This window comes from Methanothrix harundinacea 6Ac, from assembly GCF_000235565.1.
Taxonomy (GTDB): Archaea; Halobacteriota; Methanosarcinia; order Methanotrichales; family Methanotrichaceae; genus Methanocrinis; species Methanocrinis harundinaceus.
This window is the reverse complement of sequence record NC_017527.1, coordinates 986,168-1,005,029: the sequence shown is the minus strand read 5'-3', so window position 1 is coordinate 1,005,029 and position 18,862 is coordinate 986,168. Positions and strand designations below refer to the sequence as shown.

Below are 18,862 nucleotides of genomic sequence, written 5' to 3'. Positions count from 1 at the left end.
TGTGCCTCCGGTTTCCCCTGAGACTGCCTAATATGTGATTGAAGGCGCGGGTTCACTTCATCTCCCACCTAAAGGTCGGGGTATTCATGACCCTGGACACCGGCCACTTTGCAGATCTGGCGGGAATCGAGATCGATCCCAGGGTTATGACCCTTAGAAAGGATTGGATGAAGAATCCCATTCGACTCGCTCCTTATACATCGCGAAGCCGCCTCCATAATTGACCGCCGGGAAAAGCATAAGAAGCGGCGCGACCTCCCCGATAGGGAGGGATCATGGAGCGCCTTAGAGGGCGATCGTCTTGAGAGAAGATCAAGCGGCCTCTGGAGGGCTCATCCGGAGGGCTTTTCGAAAGCGCCGGTGGGCCTACATCGACCTTTTGGCGATACTGATCGGGGTTGTAGGAGGAGTCGGGGCGATCGTCTTCGACCGTGCCATCGACCTCGTCTCCAGGATATTCTTCTCCGGGATCGATCCGGCATCGGGGCCGGGCGTCTCCGTCATACTATATCCGATCATCGGCGGCCTCATCGTCGGCCCCATCGTCTTCATCCTCGCCCCGGAGGCGAAGGGGCAGGGGGTCTCTCGGATCATCGAGAGCGTCCTGGTGGGCGGGGGGCGGATCAGAAGACGGGCCGGATTTCTACTCATCCTCTCCTCGGCGGTGACGATAGGAAGCGGCGGCAGCGCCGGGAGGGAGGGTCCCATCGCCCAGATCGGAGGGTCCTTCGGCTCCCTCGTCGGCCAGATCTTCCGCCTCGGCCCAACGGACCTCAAGCTCCTGACGGTCTGCGGCGTCGCCGCCGGGGTCGCCGGAAGCTTCGGCGCCCCCATGGGCGGCGCCATCTTCAGCATGGAGGTGGTGGCGAGGAGGTTCTCCCCCTACGACTCGGTCCCGATCCTCCTCTCGGCGGTGGTGGGGACGGCGGTCGCCTCCGCCCTCATCGGCCCCGTCGAGGCGTTGAAGAACCCCCAGTTCGCCTTCAGCGGCATCGACATCGCCCTCTGCTTCCTCCTGGGACCTTTATTCGGCGCCATCGCCTTCCTCTGGGTCAGGTTCTTCTACACCGTCGAGGAGCTCTTCGACGACCTCTCCGTCCCGGAGATGCTGAAGCCCGCCCTGGGGGGAGCAGTGGCGGGGGTCGGCGGATACCTCCTCTACGGCTACGGCATCATGGGGGTCGGCTACGACGGGATCACCAGGATCTTCGAGATGCAAGACCTTTCCGCCTCCGCGGATATGGTGATCTTCCTCATCGTCCTGGGGCTCGTCAAGATCGCCGCCACCTCCTTCTCCGTGGGGTCGGGAGGGAGCGGCGGCATCTTCGCCCCGTCCCTCTATATCGGGTTCATGTTCGGCGTCGCCTTCGGCCTCTTGGCCGATATGGCCCTCCCGGGGCTCGGTGCCGCGTCCCCGGAGGTCTACGGCCTCTTGGGGATGGCAGCCCTCTTCGCCGGGGCTGGGCGGGCGCCCCTGACATGCATCGTCATGATACCGGAGATGGCCAGCAGCTACGACCGGCTCCCTCCGGTGATCATCGCCTGCGTCCTAAGCTATGCTACGACCCAGTTCCTGATGAAAGGAAGATCCATCTACTCCATCAAGCTCGGCAAGAAGGGGATCTTCATCGACCAGCCCCAGCCGGTCCTGAGGGGGATCACCGTCGGCGAGGCGATGAATCGGGATGTAGTCGCCGTGGGGTCGGAGATGCCCCTCCGGGAGCTCCGGGACCTCATCTTCAGGACCAACCACACCGGCTTTCCCGTGGTCGAGGACGGGAAGCTCGTCGGGATCGTCACCTTCGATGACCTCCGGAATGTTCCCATCGAAGAGCAGGACGAGCTGACCGTCGGCGACGTCGCCGAGGGGGCGGTCGTCACCGTCCGCCCCGACCAGTCGACGAAGTACGCCATGGACCTGATGTACCAGCACCAGATAGGGAGGCTTCCTGTTGTGCGAAGCGACGATCCGAAGAGGCTCGAAGGGATGATTACGAGGACGGACGTCATCCGGGCCTATGAGGCCGAGGCGGAGAGGTGATGATCGGAAGAGGGTGGACAGTAGCCGGTGATTAATATGGGGATCGATCGACAGGGATCCCGGACCCTCGACCCCAGAAAGTGTATCTTGAGCCTTTATCGCTCCCGACCCGCCTCTTCTCTGCTCAGGACCTGGTAGGCGGCGATGGCATCGGTCCTGGTGACGATCCCGACCACCTTCTTCGGATCTTCCCTCTCCATCACGGGAAGCCGTCCGACGTTGTTTCTGTAGAGGCGGTCCATCACATTCTTCATATTCTCGTCGGGAAAGGCGACTATAACATCCTTCACCGCCACCTCCCCGACCCTGACCTCGTCCTGCTTTCCCTCGGGAACCCGCCGGAGGTCGTCGAAGGTGACGATCCCGGCTAGCCTCCCTCCTTCAACGACGGGAAAACCCCGGACATTCTCCTCGAAGATCCTCGCCATCGCCTCCCGGACCGTCGTCTCCGGCCCCAAGGCGACGACCTCCCGGGTCATGGCGTCCCTCACGAGGACCCGCTCCAGGAGGGCCTCCCCGCCGTCCAGGGTGACGCCCCTCCTCAAGAGCTGGAAGGTGAAGATCGTCGACCCCGATAGGCCGATGGAGGCGACGGCATAGCTGGCGGCGGAGGTGATCATGAGGGCCGGGAGGAGGGAGTAGTCGGCGGCCATCTCCGAGATCAGTACCACGGAGGCGAGGGGAGCCCCCGCCGACCCCGCCAGGAGGGCGGCGGCCCCCAGGAGGGCGTAGGCGGGAGCGTGCCCCCCGGCGGCGGGGACGAGGTGGCCGAAGAGAAGGCCGAAGGAGGCTCCCGCCACGGCACCGATGACCAGGGTCGGTCCGATGGTTCCGCCGCAGCCCCCCGAGCCGAGGGTCGAGGCGGTGGCGAGGGCCTTCGCCGCCGCCAGGGCGAGGAGGAATAGGACCAGACGGGAGCCGTCCGAACCGGCGGGGTCCGATGCGATGGCGAGAATTCTATCAACGCCGTCGTAGCCGACCCCCATCACCCCGTAACCGATGAAGTAGACCCCTGCCGCCCCGGCGACGAGACCTCCCAGCCCAGGCTTCAGCCCCTCTTTCAGCGGGAGCCATAAAAAGAGCCTCTCCGCCCTGGAGAGGAGCCCCGCCCAGAGGATGGCCAGACCGCCGAAGGTCAGCCCCATAAGAAAGCAGAGCAGAAGCTCCGGAAGGGTGATCTCGGTCCAGACGGGGGTGAAGGCGGGGCTCTGGCCGAGGAAGGCGGAGGCGGTCGCCGCCCCCACCACCGCCGAGAGGAGGATGGGGACGGCGTCCACCATCCGAAAACGCCTCATCACCACCTCCATCCCGAAGATGGCGCTCCCCAGGGGGGCGTTGAAGGTCCCGGCGAGCCCCGCCACAAAGCCCGAGACGGCCAGGATCTGAACGTCGGCGACATCCAGCCTGAGCCTCTGGCCCAGGAGGGACCCGAAGGAGGCCCCGATCTGGGCTATCGGCGACTCCCTGCCGGCGCTCCCACCGCTACCGATGGTGATGGCGGAGGCGATGAGGATGGCGGGGCCGGTCCTGCGGCGGACCCTCCCTCCCCGCTTATGGAGGGCCACCATCAGGGCCGGGATCCCCTCTCCTCTGGCCTCGGGGGCGAACCTCAGGATCAGAAGGCCGACGGCAAGCCCCCCCAGGACCGGAAGGAGGGCCTCCCCCCCGCCGGGAAGGAGGGTCGCGACCGGCCCGAAGAATAGCCCCTGGACCTCTCCCGCCAGCCACCGGAAGACTACGGCTCCAAGCCCCCCGAGGAGCCCCGTCCCTACGGCGAGGGCGTCCAGGACCAGCCACCGGTTCTCTCCCCAGGACCGAATCATCCAGGATCTCAAAGTATCCTTTCTCAAAACGTGAGCAGGATATAAAGACGTACTGTCTAAGTCCAAATGTATATGCCGAAATATATGAGGAGGGTCCGCCCCGAAGGGGTTCGGTTCGAACCTCGGAGATCCAGTCGTTTGTGAGGCTCTGGCCAGCCCTCCATCGGCTTTCCGAACCCTGATATAAAATGCCCTCCTCCTCTACCACCCAGCTGATGAGGTCCCGATGTTCGACTACGCCGATAGGTACGGCAAAAGGTTCGTCACGCTCATAGACAGCCGCGCCACCGGAAGGGAGTTTGAGTTCGACCAGATCCTTCTGATGCCTACGGCCCGGGGCTACCGGGCCCTGGTGGAGCTGGCAAAAGAGGAGGTAGACCCGCGGGTGATGAGAATTTTGTCGAAGGTCTGGCCCCCTTCAACGATAGAGAACCTCTCCTTCTTCGCCATGGCCGCCGCCGTCTACGCCCGGTCGGTGGCGGAGCCGCCGGCCAGGATAGAGGTCGGAAGGGTCCTCCTCCGGACCGCCGCCTTCTGCCTTCTTCGGTGCGCCCGCCGGAAGGAGACGGGCGGCGGCTGCATGGCGGCGAAGGGGCTCGGCCGCCATCAGGTACCCAAGTGCGTCAAGCTCCCCAGGGACGTCGAGGCCGCCTGGCGGAGCCTGAAGAGGTACATCGCCGCCGGCGGATCGGTGGTGGAGGGGGAAAGGACCTCCGGGGCGATGAAGGTCGACTTCACGCTGCCTGCCGACTACTATCCCGCCACCTCCTGCTGATCCCCCCGCCCCCGCGCCTTCCTCCAACTCCGCCTACCGGCCGGGACCGTCCCGTCCCCGGCCGCACCGCAGGGGGGGGTCGCGAAGGAGGGGGGGCGAGGGGGGATATCGCCCCCCATCTCCGGAGATTTCGATCCCAAATCCGGAAACGGGCCGGGCCGGCGCCCCTTTCCAGAGAAGGCATTTATATCAAGGCTGCTCCAAAGAGCCGCTGTCGTTCAAGGTGATCTCTCATGGACAAGATTAGAGCAGGCGTTCTCGGAGCTACGGGCGCAGTGGGACAGAGGTTCATCGAACAGCTTTGGGACCATCCCTGGTTTGAGCTCTCGAGCCTCGCCGCCTCCGAGAGGAGCGCCGGCAAGAAGTACCGCGAAGCAGCCCGGTGGAGGCTGGAGAACGAGCTTCCGGCGGAGGTCGGCGATATGAAGGTCGTAAACGTCGACCCGAAGGAGGTGCAGGCGGACGTCGTCTTCTCGGCGCTCCCCGCCGACGAGGCGAAGAAGGCAGAGGCGGAGTTCGCAAAAGCAGGGTTTGCCGTGGCGAGCAACGCCAGCGCGTACCGGTTCGACCCGGACGTCCCCCTGATGATCCCCGAGTGCAACGCCGACCACCTCGGCCTCGTCGAGGTCCAGCAGAAGAAGCGGGGTTGGGACGGCTACATCGTCACAAACCCCAACTGCACCACCATCATGTTCGCCCTCGCCCTCAAGCCCCTGATGCCGATGGAGATCCAGCGGGTGATCGTCGCCTCGATGCAGGCGGTGAGCGGCGCCGGCTACGAGGGGGTCCCCTCGATGGCTATTCTGGGGAACATCATCCCCTTCATCTCCGGCGAAGAGGAGAAGGTCGAGCGGGAGGCCCAGAAGATCCTGGGGACCTTCGACGGCGACCGGATCGTCGACGCCCCCTTCGACGTCAGCGCGAGCTGCCATCGGGTCCCCGTCATGGACGGCCACACCGAGGCGGTCTGGGTCGAGATGGCAAAGAACCCCACCCCCGCCGAGGTGAGAGAGGCCTTCCTCAACTTCAACCCAGGCCTCTCCGACCTTCCGACGGAGCCGAAGAGGCCGATCATCGTCCGGGACGAGGTGGACAGGCCCCAGCCGAGGCTCGATAGGAACGCCGGGAAGGGGATGGCCGTCTCCGTCGGCAGGATCCGGGAGGGTATCCGCTTCATCGCCATGGGCCACAACACCATCCGGGGGGCCGCCGGCGCCTCCGTCCTGAACGCGGAGCTCCTCTCCAAGAAGGGAATGCTCTAGATGCTGATCATAGCCTGGGAGGTGACGGCGGCCTGTAACCTGGCTTGCGAGTACTGCCGCGCCTCAGCCTCGGCCTCGCCCGACGGGGCGGAGCTTTCGACGGAGGAGGCGGAGGGGTTCATCGACCAGGTGGCACCCCTCCGACCGATGCTGATCCTCAGCGGGGGGGAGCCCCTCCTCCGCCCCGACATCTTCCACCTCGCCGAATACGCCCGGAGCCGGGGGATCCGGGCCTCCCTGGCTACGAACGGAACCCTCCTCACCCCCGAGGCCGTCGAGAGGATCAAACGGGCCGGTATCATGCGGGTCAGCATCAGCCTCGATGGGCCCGGCCCCGAGGTCCACGACGCCTCCCGGGGTCCGGGCTCCTTCGACCTTGCGGTCCGGGGGATAGGAAACCTCCGGGGCGAGGTGGACTTCCAGATCAACATGACGGTGACGAGGGCGAACCAAAACCAGGTCTCCGCCACCATGGACCTCGCCGAGGAGCTCGGAGCCGTCGCCTTCCACCTCTTCTTTTTGGTTCCCACGGGCCGGGGGAGGGAGGAGGATCTGGTGACGCCAGAGGAGCAGGATGCGATCCTCCGAGAGGTGGCCGGGGAGGGGAGGAGGAGGAAGATCGAGGTGAAGGTCACCTGCGCCCCCCAGTACGGCCGGGTGGTGAGGGAGGTCCTCACCGAGGCGGAAAGGGAGGGGATCATGGGGAGCGCCTGCCTCGCCGGGACGAGCTTCGTCTTCGTCTCCCGGACCGGAGACGTCTCTCCCTGCGGCTACCTCCCGATCGTCGCCGGGAACGTCCGGGAAGAGAGCTTCCCGGAGATCTGGGAGAGCTCGCCGGTCTTCCTGGACCTCCGGAGGAGGGAGCTGTTGGGCAGGTGCGGCGGATGCTCATACCGGAGGGTCTGCGGCGGCTGCAGGGCCCGGGCCTACGCCGCCACCGGGGACTATCTCGAGTCAGACCCCCTCTGCAGCTACGATTCGGCCCAAGAGGATCCGAGGGAGGACGGCCGGACCGAGGGGGCGCCTCCGGAGGGGGAGGGGCCCGACCTCGACGAGCTGGACCGGAGGCTCCTGGAGATAGTCCAGGAGGAGTTCCCCCTGACGGCCCGGCCCTTCCTCGCCCTCGGCGAGGCCCTGGGGACGAGCGAGGAGGAGGCGATGGAGAGGGCGAAGCGGCTCCAGGACTGGGGGATAATCCGGAGGATCGGCCCGATCCTGGACATGAGGAGGCTCGGCTGCTCCGGGGTCCTCGTCGCCCTCCCCGTCTCCGACGATAGGATGGAGGAGGTGGCGGAGGTCGTCAACAGCTACCAGGAGATCTCCCACAACTACCTCCGGCCGAACGAGACGGAGTTCAACATGTGGTTCACCATATCCGCCTCCGAGGAGAGGATCGAGGAGATCCTCTCGGAGATGAAGGAGAAGACCGGCCTCCACCAGCTCGTCCTCCCGACGAAGCGGATATTCAAGATAGGGGTGCGCTTTGAGATCCCAAGATGAGAGAGCGGCCTTCCCCGAGGTCGTCCTCACGGAGTTTTACACCGAGGCCTGCGGCTTCTGCCGCGAGGAGGCCATGATCCTGGAGGAGCTGGCGGAGGTCTTCGCTCGGAAGGTCGAGTTCAGGAGGATCGACGCCCAGGTGGAGGGGAGGCTCGCCGAGGAGCAGGTCGTCTTCAACGTCCCCACCCTGATCCTCGAGAGGGACGGGGAGTTGGTGGAGAGGTTCAATGGCTTTGTCGCTGGCGAGAGGCTGGAAAGGGCCATAAGAGATGCTCTGAGGTGAGGACCGGAAGGTTTCGGCCTCACCGCCTCATAAAAAATTTTCCGGGAGACGGGCCGTTCTGATTTGCCGGGTCTTTCGCCCCTCAGCCCCCCTTCTTTGCCCTTCTCCAACGGCCCTGTCCTTGCGATCGGGATCGATCCACCTGGTGCTCAGGGGGACGGGTCGGCTTCTTCCTCGCTGGACTCGAAATAATCACAAAGGTCGATCTCGTCGAACTCGAAGACGATGGGGCTGCAGGTCCCTGTAGCTATCAACTTCAGGGTGCATTCGAAGACCGCGCCCTCGGTTATCTGATACTTCTCAAGGAAACGAGGGCCGGGGTACCAGGAGTTGCAGAGCTGTAAGAGGTGCTCGCTGCCCAGGATCTCCTCTTCTCGATCCGCATCCAGGTTCATCGGCTCGTCCGGGCTGAAGACGAACCAGACCTCATACCCCTCATAACCGGGGCCGCCCTCGACCTCTGCCTGTCGGATCGAATCCTCGGTCTTGAGGATGGAGACGATCTCGCAAGCGCCCGGGTAGTCATCGTAAGAGCAGCCTCCGCCGATCAGACCCTGCACCAATGCCGTGGACCCGCAGAGGAAGAGCAGAGACAACAGAGTCACCGATGCCTTCTTCTTCATAACCTTTCCTCCTGCCGTGCTTTAGTCCTTATATCTCAAACATGTCAGATAAAACTTCTCTCTGTCTCCGTTGGATCAAGGCTCTTCTGCATAGGGATCGAGCCTCCCCGGGGATCCTCTGTAAGAGATCCGATAGACCGCTCCCGCCCTGTCGTCGGAGACGAGGAGGGCGCCGTCGGGCATCACCAGAACGTCCACGGGCCGACCCCAGGCGACCCTTCCTCCGAGCCACCCCTCGGCGAAGATCTCGTAGTCGGTGGCCCGTCCGTCCTCGAACCTCACAAAGGTCACCCGGTAGCCGATGGGGTCGGCCCGGTTCCAGGAGCCGTGCTCGGCGATGAAGATCCCGCCCCGATACGCCGGCGGGAAGGCGGCGCCCGAGTAGAACCTCATCCCGAGAGCAGCGACGTGGGGCCCCAGGTTCATCTCCGGGTCCGTGAACTCGCCGCATCCCCTCGACCCGCCGAAGACGGGATCTGGGATTCCGGCATGGCAGAAGGGGAAGCCGAAGTGGAGGCCCGCCACCGGAGCGCGGTTCAGCTCGTCGGGGGGCTCGTCGTCTCCGAGCCAGTCGCGGCCGTTGTCGGTGAACCACAGCTCGGCGGTGTCAGGATGCCAGTCGAAGCCGACGGTGTTCCTGACGCCCCGGGCGAAGATCTCAAAGTTGCTGCCGTCGGGGTCCATCCTGGTGATGGAGGCGTAGGGGTCGCCCGGATCGCAGACGTTGCAGGGGGCTCCGATGGGGACGTAGAGCTTCCCGTCGGGGCCGAAGGCGATGAACTTCCAGCCGTGGCTTCTCTGGCTGGGAAGATCGTCCTTGACCACGACGGGATCGGGCGGTTCATCGAGGTGCGACTCGATCGCGTCGTACCTGAGGATCCGGCTCACCTCGGCGACGTAAAGGCTCCCATCTCGAAAGGCGACGCCGTTCGGAAGGTCGAGCCCCGAACCGATGACGAAGATCTCGCCCGCGTCGATCCGGCCGTTCCCGTCGCCGTCCCTGATGGCGTAGACCCTCCCCTCAGACCTCGTCCCTACGAAGACCGTCCCCTCGCTTCCCAGGGCGAGGGACCGAGCGCCGGGAAGGTCGCGAGCGTAGACGGTGATCTCAAAGCCGGGGGGGAGCTCGATCAGATCGATCGGGAGGTCCTGGCCGCTCCCCGAGGGCGCGTTCAAAAAGAAGACGGCCAGGAGGAGGGCGGGGAGGAGGCCTTTGGGCTTCTTCTTCATCATGAGGTCGCCACCATAACTTCTTTGTCAGGGAATATCTAGCCCTTCGAAGCTACAAAATTTTCGGGCCGGGATCATCCCCCGCCGAAGAGACGGATTTTGGGGGGTCATCCGAGAGGGATGAGGGAGCGAGGGCGAGATGGAGGCTCCTGGAGGGGAGGCGTGGAGCTTTATCAGGGCTCTGGGATGAAGGATCGGCGAGGTGGATAGCCCCGACCCCTCCTAATCCAAGATCCAGGGCCGAGGAGAATACTTAACTAGAAACTCGTCCATAAAAAGCCATCTAGAGGGTGTAAAAGAGATGACCGACTCCGAATCCATCCGGCTGAAGATCATTGAGGCTGACCAGAGGGACGTGGGAAAGGGGATCGTGAGGATAAGCGGGCGGCAGATGGCCGACCTGGGGGTCGCCGACTACGACCTGGTGGAGATCAGGGGGACGAAGGCTACAAGCGCCCTCGCGGTGAAGGCCTACCCCACCGACGAGGATATGGACGTCGCCCGGGTGGACGGCCTCATACGGTCGAACGTGGGGGCGGGGATCGGCCAGTACGTCGAGATCTCCAAGGCCGAATGGAGGCCGGCCGAGAGGGTCTCTTTAGCGCCGGTGGGGCGCGGAATCCAGATCTCGATCCCCAGCGAGGCCCTCCGGAAGGTATTCTTGGGACGGCCCGTCTCGAAGGGGGACGTCATCTCCACCACCACCCTCCGGCGGCCGCCCGGCGACCTCGCCACCGGAAAGGACACCATGTTCGACGAGATCTTCAAAAGGTCCGATAAGGGCTCCGCCTTCGGCCTCGGGGAGGTGAAGATGAGGGTCGTATCGACGGTGCCATCGGGGACGGTCAGGATCGGCGAGGAGACGGAGCTGGAGCTCCTCTCCCGGGCGGTAGACGCCAAGGCCGCGGCGGAGGTGGTCTACGAGGACCTGGGGGGGATGAAGCACGCCATCCAGCGGGTCCGGGAGATGATCGAGCTCCCCCTCAAGCACCCCGAGCTCTTCGAGCGGCTGGGGATCGATCCCCCGAGGGGGGTCCTCCTCCACGGCCCCCCGGGGACGGGAAAGACGATGCTCGCCAAGGCCGTCGCCAACGAGTCCAGCGCCCACTTCGCCTCGATCAACGGCCCCGAGATCGTATCCAAGTACTACGGCGAGAGCGAGAAGAGGATCCGGGAGGTCTTCGAGGAGTCGGAGAGGAACGCTCCGGCGATCATCTTCCTCGACGAGCTCGACTCCATCGCCCCCAAGCGGGAGGAGGTGGCGGGCGAGATGGAGCGGAGGATGGTCGCTCAGCTCCTCTCCCTGATGGACGGCCAGAAGGAGAGGGCGAACGTCATCGTCATCGGGGCGACGAACAGGCCCGACGCCGTCGATCCCGCCCTCCGGAGGCCCGGCAGGTTCGACCGGGAGATAGAGCTCGGGGTCCCCGACTTCGAAGGGCGGCGCGAGATCCTCCAGATCCACACCCGGGGGATGCCCCTCGCCCAGGACGTCGACCTGGAGGAGTTTGCCACCCTCACCTACGGCTTCGTCGGGGCTGACATCGCCGCCTTCTCCCGGGAGGCGGCGATGAACGCCCTCCGGCGGGTCCTGCCCAGAATCGACCTCGATGAGCCCACCATACCCCGGGAGATCCTGGAGGAGCTGGTGGTGACGAGGGGGGACCTGGAGGCGGCGATGCACGAGGTCTCTCCGAGCGCGCTGCGGGAGATCCTGATCGAGGTGCCGAACGTCACCTGGGCCGACGTCGGCGGCCTCGAAGGGGTGAAGCAGCTCCTCGTCGAGGCGGTGGAGTGGCCCCTGGTCTACGGCGAGAACTTCAGGAGGCTCGGGATCGAGGCGCCGAAGGGGGTCCTCCTCTACGGCCCGCCGGGGACGGGAAAGACCCTTCTAGCGAAGGCCGTGGCCAACGAGTCGAACGCCAACTTCCTGACGACGAAGGGGAGCGAGATCCTCTCGAAGTGGTACGGCGAGAGCGAGCGGCACATCGCCGAGATCTTCAGGAAGGCGAGGCAGGTGGCCCCCGCCATCGTCTTCCTCGACGAGCTCGACTCCCTCGCCCCCGTCCGGGGCGGAGGGACCGGCGAGCCCCACGTCACCGAGAGGATAGTAAACCAGCTCCTCTCAGAGATCGACGGGATGGAGGAGCTGCGGGGCGTCGTCGTGATAGCCGCCACCAACCGCCCCGACATCATCGACCCCGCCCTGATCAGGCCCGGCAGGTTCGACGAATTGATCATGGTGCCGGTGCCGGACGCCGCCTCCAGGAGGAAGATCTTCGCCGTCCACACCGGGAAGATGCCCCTCGCCGAGGACGTCGACCTCGATCGGCTCGTCGAGAGGACTGACCAGTATACGGGAGCCGACATCGCCTCCATCTGCCGGAAGGCGGGGAGGCTCGCCCTCCGGGAGGATATGAACGCCGTCGAGGTGAGAAAGAGCCACTTCCTCGCCGCCCTGGAGGAGGTCGGCCCCTCCGTCACCCCCGACACCATGAAGTACTACGCCAAGCTCTCGGGGGAGCTGCGGAAGAAGGGTTCCCGGGCCGTCGAGAAGGCGGTGGAGGAGATGGAGAAAAAGTGAATCCAAGGCTCTTTTGGAGATCCGGCCTTCCTCCTTCCCGGGAGGGGGCCTCCTTAATTCTTCCTACTTCCTCCTTCTTATCTTCCTTTCTTCCTTTCGTATTTTCTTCCTTTCTTCTCGTCGAGGGCAAGAGGCTCAGTGGAAGGCGGCGAGGGCTATCATCATCACGGAGATCCCGGCGATGAGGCCTAGATTCGTCAGGTGCTCGTCGCCGTAGGAGTTGGCGATGGGAATCAGCTCGTCGAAGCAGATGAAGACCATCACCCCGGCGACGAAGGCGATGGAGGAGGCGAGGACGGCCCCGTTTAGGAAGGGTAAGAGGACCAGGATCGCGATTATTGCCCCCAGGGGCTCCGCCATCCCTGCAAGAAAGGAGTAGAAGCAGGACTTCCTCCGGTCCCCGGTGGCGCAGTAGAGGGGGACGGAGCAGGCGACCCCCTCGGGGATGTTGTGGATCGCTATGGCGATGGCGATGGGGATCCCTAGGCGGAGGTCGGCGAGGGCCACCAGCGCCACCGCCAGCCCCTCGGGCAAATTGTGGATGGCGATCCCCAGGGTCATCATGATCCCGCCCCGGTAGAGCCGGTCGCAGTGGGGGTCGGCCTGGCCGTCCAGGTGGGCGTGGGGGACGACCTTGTCCAAAAAGTAGACGACGAGCATCCCCGCCAGGAAGAAGAGGTCGGCCCGGACCATCCCTATCGCCTCCTTGGCGCTGCAGAAGAGGTCGACGAAGGCGACGAAGATCATGACCCCGGTGGCGAAGCCGAGGCTGACGGAGAGGTACCTCATGTCGGGGCGGGGGACGAAGTAGGCGATGAGGCCGCCGACTCCGGTGGCGAGGCCCGCAAGGAAGGTGAGGATCAGGGCGGGGACGAGGTTATCGATCGGCAAAGATCTATTTCTCCAAGCTCCTTGGTCCTCCGGAGGCATCGCCTCGGTTAAATAGCTTCGCTGCCGACGGGAACGGAGGCGACCAAGGCGGCCAGGGCGATGAAGGAGGCCGGGGCGGCAAAAGCTTAACAAGGCGGGGGGGCCAATATGCCCCCGAACTGGTGCTTCAAGATGATCAAGATCGTATCCTTCGACATGGATGGGACCCTCGTCACCTCGCGTTACGTCGAGAGGGTCTGGCTGGAGGGGGTCCCCACCCTCTACGCCCAGCGGCACGGGATCGGGATGGAGGAGGCCAGAAAGCTCGTATACGACGAGTATATGTCCGTCGGAACCCGGGACCTGCGCTGGTACGACCTCTCCCACTGGCTCGGCCGCTTCGACCTCGACATCCCCCACGCCGACCTCCTCAACATGTACCGGCAGGACGTCGAGCTCTACCCCGAGACCGAGGAGGTCCTCGCCCTCCTCAGCGAGGACTTCGACCTGGTCGTCGCCTCCAACGGCGCCACCGAGTTCGTGGAGTTCGAGCTCGACGGCCTCCGCCACCACTTCCGCGAGATCTTATCCGTCACCTCCACCTTCGGGAAGGTCAAAGACTACCCCGAGACCTTCCTCGACCTCTGCCGCCACCTCGGGGCGAAGCCCGAAGAGGTGATCCACATCGGCGACCACCGCTACTTCGACTACGAGGTCCCCAAGGAGGCGGGGCTCGCCGCCCTCTACCTCGACCGGGAGAGGATGGAGTCGGGGCCCCACGTCGTCCACGACCTCCGGGAGGCGGCGGAGCGGGTGAGGGGGATGTGAAATTATTTAAGCTTGAACAATTTGCGCCCAGTTAAATCAGATCGAAATTTATACATATATGTAAGAGACCATATCAAACTTGAATATGAGGAAACATCATGGATCGGGATCTAGGAGAATTGAAACTGTTAAATGTCCGATTTAAATGGACGAATGAGGCCACTGAATTCACTCCTTGGTTGGCAGAGGAAGACAACCTCTCAAGATTGGGTTTAGCGTTAGGGTTGGAGTTAGAACTTGAAAATACAGAAGTATCAGTTGGTCCGTATTCTGCCGACATTTTAGCTAAAGATATAGGCAATGGCAAATATGTTATTATTGAAAATCAATTAGAAAAGACTGATCATGATCACCTTGGAAAAGCAATAACATACGCATCTTTTTTGGATGCAACCGCAATTGTATGGATAGCCAGTGATTTTACGGATGAACATAAAAAGGCGCTTGATTGGTTGAACGATCATACTTCAGAAGAGCTTTCATTTTATGGGGTCAAATTAGAGTTATGGCAAATAGATGAATCGAGACCTGCGATTCGTTTCAATGTGGTTAGTAGACCAATAGACATTGTCAGGCAAATTAAAGTTTCTGATAATTTGACTGAAGCAAAAAAATTGCAGCTTGAATTTTGGACTAAATTTAGAGACAGATTGATGAAGTGCAAAGAAATTCCGTCGGTACAAACTCCGCGCCCGCAATATTGGTATGATGTCTCTCTTGGCAAATCCGGTATAAATCTATCTAATGTAGCCAATACATATGATAATAAAATTGGTGTAAGAGTATATATAAGTAACAGAATTGCGGATATCGTCCTTCCTCAGCTTATGGAGATAAGGCAAAAAATAGAGGAAGAAATAGGTGAAACACTATTGTGGGACCCCCATCCTGAAAATCGTGATAAAGTAATAGGATTATATCGAGATGCCAACTTAGCACAAAAGGAGAATTGGGATGAATATCTCGACTGGTTAACAGAAACAACTATAAAATTTAGAGTTATCTTTTCAAGAGTAATTAGGCAACTGGACTTCAATCGAGTGGTAGAAGAGGAACCAGAACATTTAGAAAATTATCTATAATCATCTCCCTACCATCAGCTCCCGCAATCCCGCCGACTTCAAGATCGCCTAAAGGATCCGCAACGCTACCGTAGCCACCCATTGAGTCATACCACCGGATCGATAAAAGGGGCCCCTAAATCAAAACTAGGAGCTAACGGAAGAAATCGGGAACTGTATCCTTTTCTCTCGCTATCGAGGACGGCTCCGAGACCTGGTCAGCGTAATGGAGTCCCTTAACGCCAGCGATGAATTCTGATCCTTGAAGCCCTCTTCTGATGGCGTTTCCGGGGCGCGGGGTCATCGGCCAGCTCCCCGCTCGGCTCATCGCCCTGGGCGGACCCCGGGCGCCCGATCCCGGCCAGCCCGTTTGCCGGCACCGACCGGGCGGGCCAAGACCCTGGTGGTCCTGGCCGACGGGCGGCGGATTCTCGGCCTGCAAGGACTTCGGCGCCGCCGGGGTGTATTAAAGTAGATTAATAAAACCTGCTGAAAAATAGTTGGGCCGAAGGCCGACACCTTGGTTGACGCCTGCGACGCGACCCCGATCCTGCACGCCCGTTTTTCGGGCTGCATTTTGTGGGAGCGGGGTCATCGGCCAGCTCCCCGCTCGGCTCATCGCCCTGGCGGACCCCGGGCGTCCGATCCCGGTCGGCACCAGGGCCAGCGCCGATCCGGCGGGCCGATACCTCGTGGTCCTGGCCGATGGGCGGCGGTATCCGGCCTGCTGGGCCTTCGGCGCCGCCAGGCGTATTGATATTAATTTATAAAATCAGCTGGAAAATAGTGGGGCTGGAGGCCGACTCCTTGGCTTTCGCCGCCCGCCCGGCCGCCTGCTCTGCAGAATGCTGGGACCCAGCGCCAGCCGAGATGGGAACGCCAACTCGACCAATAGAATGGATAGCCCCCCAGAACCCACGAAGGCCTTTGGCGGTGATTCCGGCCCGCATCTCCGGGCGGCGTCCGGGGGAGCCTACGCCGCCGGGGAGGCGGCCCCCTCCGGGTCCATCACCATCGCCTTCGGGGGCTCAATCCCCGCCTCCAGGAAGGCGTCCCAGGCCCGCTTCGTCACGTCCGACTCGAACTTGAACTCGTACCTGAGATCGTTGACGTAGACCCTGGCCCTCACCCTCCTGTAGAAGGGGCGGTCCTTGAGGAGGATCGTCACCGGCCGCTTGCTGGAGATGTAGACGTACCGGGAGGTGACGGCCGCATCCCTCAGGATCTTCATCGCCCTTGAGGCATCAGAGCTCGAGTCGATGAAGAGGTCGATGACGACCTGCATCTCCAGGCTCCCGGCGTTGGCGTTGGCGAGGGCCTGGCTGATCATCCGCTGATTTGAGACGACGATCAGGCTGTCGTCGGGGGAGACGAGCCTCGTCGCCCGGAGGCCGATGTCCGTCACCTCGCCGTAGTGGCCGTCGACCCTCACCTTGTCGCCGATCTGGTAGGGCTTGTCCAGGACGATGACGATCCCGCCAACGACCTCGGCGACGAGATCCTTCAGGCCGAAGCCCACGGCGGCGCCGATGAGCCCCGAGAAGGCTAAGAGCTGGTTTGTTGAGAGCTGGAAGACGGATCCAAGGATGTGGTATACGGCGAAGCCGTAGATAGCGAGCTTCGCGAGAGGGATCTCCATCTTGATCCCGAGGCGGAGCCAGTGGAACCTCTCACTGAACCGCGTCAGGAGGAAGGCGACGATCCGGGTCGCCACGTAGGCGAGGACCAGGACGAGGATGACGTGCACGATGGTGGAGGAGTCGATCCCGAAGGCCTGGAGGGCCGAGGAGATCGCTTCGGAGGCCTCGCCGACCCCCTCCGAGGGAGAAGACGCCGAGAGGTTCGAAGACGACTCCTGGGCCACCGCCGCCATCTCCTCGCCCATCATCACCAGACCAGCCTGAGCCTTCTCTCATGCTCAATGTCGATCTTCAGAGCCTCGGGCTTCAAGGTGACGGCCTCCCCATCGATGGAGACGAGCCCCTTCTCCTCCAGAATGGCCGCCATCATCTCGGCGGAGAGGTCCACGGGGCCCAGCACCTCGGAGAGCTCATCCAGCTCCAGAGACCCCGAAGAGAGGACGACTCCCAGGACGAAGGACTCGTCGAAGTCAAGGTCAATGGTGGGAGGATCCCTCAGGGAGCTTCTCACCTCTGGATAGTCCAGGGCCTCCTTCCAGAGATGCTCCGCGACGCCGGGGTTGCCGTCGGAGATCCGGGCGAGCCTCTCGAAGAAGGCATCTTCGGCGGACTCCTTCTCTTTTCTGTTCCTTTTTAGGCGCGACCGGATCATTTCCGGGTCCACCGAGGGGTAGGGGAGATCGATATTATGGCCCATCACGGCCCTTCTGGAGACGCGCCAGTCCAAGACCTTCGAATCCCCTCCCGGTGCCTCTTCCTCGACGAAGGTAAGCTCGCCCTCTCTGCGGCCGGCGAGGAGCATCTCTCGGATCTGGCCTGCATCCAGCCTGGGCAAGATGATCTGGCGGGGAAAATGCCGGCCGAGGCCCAGGACCTCCTCGAGGTACCTCCAGGAGAAGCTGTTCCAAGTGGTGATGAAGAGTCTCTCTTCCGAGGTGACGAAGCTCAAAAAGCGGTTCATCAGATCAAAGCCCCCAATCCTCCGCAGGCTGAGCCGGTGGGCCTCATCCACCACCAGGATCCTCTGGGGCGCCCTCTCCAGAATCCCGAAGTCGTGCCTGAGCCTCCGACCGTCGATCCTGAGGCCTTCGGAGCCCGCCATCGAGGCGGCCCGGGCCATGAGATCCGCCTCGCCATAGAAGGGGTCCGAGATGATGGCAACGTTCCTCCGTATGCCCTCCCGATAGTCCTCTATCGACTCCTCAACCCTCTTCATCTCCTCTTCAAAGAATGGTGGCATATGGAAAAGACCTTCCCGCCGCTGGGGGGGGTTTAAATCGACGGAAAAGGGCGTTTCAGCCCCTTTCGCCTCCACGAACCTCGCAAGCCCCCTTTAGCCTCCAAGCTCATCCTCCATACCATGGATAGCTTCCTCACCCCGAACCTCTCCTCTAAGGTCGTCCGCCCGCCGGACCTGAGGATCACCTGCTGGTGTAGCCCCCATCTATGATCAACTCCGAGCCGGTGACGAACTTGGCCTCGTCGGATACGAGGTAAAGGACGCCGTAGCCGATATCTTCCGGCTCTCCGAGGTGGCCTATCGGATGCCTTGCCCCAAGCTCCCTCTTCAGATCCTCGAGGGGCACCCCCAGCTCCTTCGACTGCTCTATTAGGAACTCCTCGACCATCGGCGTCCAGATGAAGCCAGGATGGACCGAGTTCACCCTTATATTGTCCTTCGCATAAATGAGGGCGCCCGTCTTGGCCATGATCCTGTTTGCGGCCTTCGTCGCGTGGTAGGCGGGGTTGTCCTGGGACCCGACGATCCCGTATATAGAGGAGATGTAGACGATATTTCCGCCGCCACCCCTCTTCATGTAGGGGATGACGTGCTTTGTGCAGAGGAAAGCTCCCGTGACGTTGACGTCGAAGACCCGCTCCCATTCTCTCCTGGTGTACTCGTGGGTCGGTTTGCTGGGGCCGCCGATCCCCGCGTTGTTGACGAGGATGTCGATCCTCCCGTAGCCCTCGTAGACGGCCCTGGCCACCTCCTCGACCCTCTTCTCACTAGTGACGTCGAGGCTGTAGTACTCTGCAGCGCCGCCTCCAGATCTGATCTCCTCGACCACCCGCCCCCCCTCATCCTCCGACCTGCCGGTGACGATGGAGATCGCCCCCTCCCCGGCGAGGATCTTCGCTATCGCCTCCCCTATGCCGTAAGTCGAGCCAGTCACTATCGCCGTCCGTCCTTCAAGCCTGCCCGCTCTCTCTTCCTTCATCCCGACCACCACATCCATTATTCATAACTTCCTAGATAAAAATACGAGATTGAAGATCACGAAATTCGAGATCAACTCCGTCTCGTACCTCGAAAGATGGCACCCCTCTGGAGGCGTATGAAG

Annotated in this window: 15 protein-coding genes; 8 read left to right on the top strand and 7 right to left on the bottom strand. The window is 62.5% G+C overall.

Translation table 11 applies throughout. The features are described from left to right. The first annotated feature begins 301 nt into the window (after nucleotides 1-301). A complete protein-coding gene (locus MHAR_RS04730) occupies nucleotides 302-2,041 on the top strand; it encodes a chloride channel protein (RefSeq protein ID WP_014586472.1) in 1,740 nt (579 codons plus the stop codon). A gap of 95 nt (nucleotides 2,042-2,136) precedes the next feature. Here the strand turns inward: MHAR_RS04730 and MHAR_RS04725 are convergent, their stop codons facing one another. After that, complete coding sequence (locus MHAR_RS04725; protein WP_014586471.1) at nucleotides 2,137-3,864, bottom strand: chloride channel protein; 1,728 nt, start codon at nucleotides 3,862-3,864, stop codon at nucleotides 2,137-2,139. Nucleotides 3,865-4,090: 226 nt separating this feature from the next. Between MHAR_RS04725 and MHAR_RS04720 the strand changes: the two genes are divergently transcribed. From MHAR_RS04720 to MHAR_RS04705, 4 genes are all read left to right on the top strand, one after another. Next, nucleotides 4,091-4,639 carry a hypothetical protein gene (locus tag MHAR_RS04720; protein WP_014586470.1) on the top strand — a complete coding sequence of 183 codons (549 nt, stop codon included), beginning with the start codon at nucleotides 4,091-4,093 and terminating at the stop codon, nucleotides 4,637-4,639. 233 nt (nucleotides 4,640-4,872) lie between these two features. Then, nucleotides 4,873-5,901, top strand: coding sequence for an aspartate-semialdehyde dehydrogenase (asd, locus tag MHAR_RS04715; protein WP_048144370.1), 1,029 nt, complete (start codon nucleotides 4,873-4,875; stop codon nucleotides 5,899-5,901). After that, nucleotides 5,902-7,401, top strand: a complete 1,500-nt coding sequence (gene ahbA, locus MHAR_RS04710; RefSeq protein ID WP_014586468.1) for a siroheme decarboxylase subunit alpha — start codon at nucleotides 5,902-5,904, stop codon at nucleotides 7,399-7,401. Then, nucleotides 7,385-7,684: a thioredoxin family protein gene (locus MHAR_RS04705; protein ID WP_014586467.1), complete on the top strand. Its 300-nt coding sequence runs from the start codon at nucleotides 7,385-7,387 to the stop codon at nucleotides 7,682-7,684. Before ahbA ends, MHAR_RS04705 begins: the two co-directional genes overlap by 17 nt. Before the next feature lie 149 nt (nucleotides 7,685-7,833). Here MHAR_RS04705 and MHAR_RS04700 read toward each other — a convergent pair whose 3' ends face one another. Together MHAR_RS04700 and MHAR_RS04695 are read right to left on the bottom strand one after the other, a co-directional pair. Continuing rightward, on the bottom strand, nucleotides 7,834-8,307 hold the full coding sequence (locus MHAR_RS04700) for a hypothetical protein (RefSeq protein ID WP_014586466.1): 474 nt from the start codon (nucleotides 8,305-8,307) through the stop codon (nucleotides 7,834-7,836). 75 nt (nucleotides 8,308-8,382) lie between these two features. Beyond that, nucleotides 8,383-9,540: a PQQ-dependent sugar dehydrogenase gene (locus tag MHAR_RS04695; RefSeq protein WP_014586465.1), complete on the bottom strand. Its 1,158-nt coding sequence runs from the start codon at nucleotides 9,538-9,540 to the stop codon at nucleotides 8,383-8,385. 298 nt (nucleotides 9,541-9,838) lie between these two features. Here MHAR_RS04695 and MHAR_RS04690 point away from each other — a divergent pair, with 298 nt between their 5' ends. Further along, complete coding sequence (locus MHAR_RS04690; RefSeq protein WP_014586464.1) at nucleotides 9,839-12,121, top strand: CDC48 family AAA ATPase; 2,283 nt, start codon at nucleotides 9,839-9,841, stop codon at nucleotides 12,119-12,121. 135 nt (nucleotides 12,122-12,256) lie between these two features. On the opposite strand, the gene zupT is transcribed toward MHAR_RS04690, so the two are convergent. Next, nucleotides 12,257-13,012: a zinc transporter ZupT gene (zupT, locus tag MHAR_RS04685; RefSeq protein ID WP_014586463.1), complete on the bottom strand. Its 756-nt coding sequence runs from the start codon at nucleotides 13,010-13,012 to the stop codon at nucleotides 12,257-12,259. 147 nt (nucleotides 13,013-13,159) lie between these two features. Here zupT and MHAR_RS04680 point away from each other — a divergent pair, with 147 nt between their 5' ends. Together MHAR_RS04680 and MHAR_RS12855 are read left to right on the top strand one after the other, a co-directional pair. Continuing rightward, nucleotides 13,160-13,819: an HAD family hydrolase gene (locus MHAR_RS04680; RefSeq protein WP_014586462.1), complete on the top strand. Its 660-nt coding sequence runs from the start codon at nucleotides 13,160-13,162 to the stop codon at nucleotides 13,817-13,819. A gap of 98 nt (nucleotides 13,820-13,917) precedes the next feature. After that, on the top strand, nucleotides 13,918-14,901 hold the full coding sequence (locus MHAR_RS12855; protein ID WP_014586461.1) for a DUF4268 domain-containing protein: 984 nt from the start codon (nucleotides 13,918-13,920) through the stop codon (nucleotides 14,899-14,901). A 952-nt stretch (nucleotides 14,902-15,853) separates the two neighbouring features. Here the strand turns inward: MHAR_RS12855 and MHAR_RS04675 are convergent. From MHAR_RS04675 to MHAR_RS04665, 3 genes are all read right to left on the bottom strand, one after another. Then, complete coding sequence (locus tag MHAR_RS04675) at nucleotides 15,854-16,768, bottom strand: mechanosensitive ion channel family protein (RefSeq protein ID WP_228369628.1); 915 nt, start codon at nucleotides 16,766-16,768, stop codon at nucleotides 15,854-15,856. Then, the gene (locus MHAR_RS04670; RefSeq protein ID WP_048144369.1) at nucleotides 16,768-17,736 is read right to left on the bottom strand and encodes a hypothetical protein; all 969 of its coding nucleotides are present in this window, start codon (nucleotides 17,734-17,736) and stop codon (nucleotides 16,768-16,770) included. The genes MHAR_RS04675 and MHAR_RS04670 overlap by 1 nt, the downstream gene beginning before the upstream one ends. 205 nt (nucleotides 17,737-17,941) lie before the next feature. Then, nucleotides 17,942-18,739 (bottom strand): SDR family NAD(P)-dependent oxidoreductase, encoded by a 798-nt coding sequence (locus tag MHAR_RS04665; RefSeq protein WP_143763284.1) that lies wholly within the window; start codon nucleotides 18,737-18,739, stop codon nucleotides 17,942-17,944. Nucleotides 18,740-18,862 lie beyond the last annotated feature (123 nt).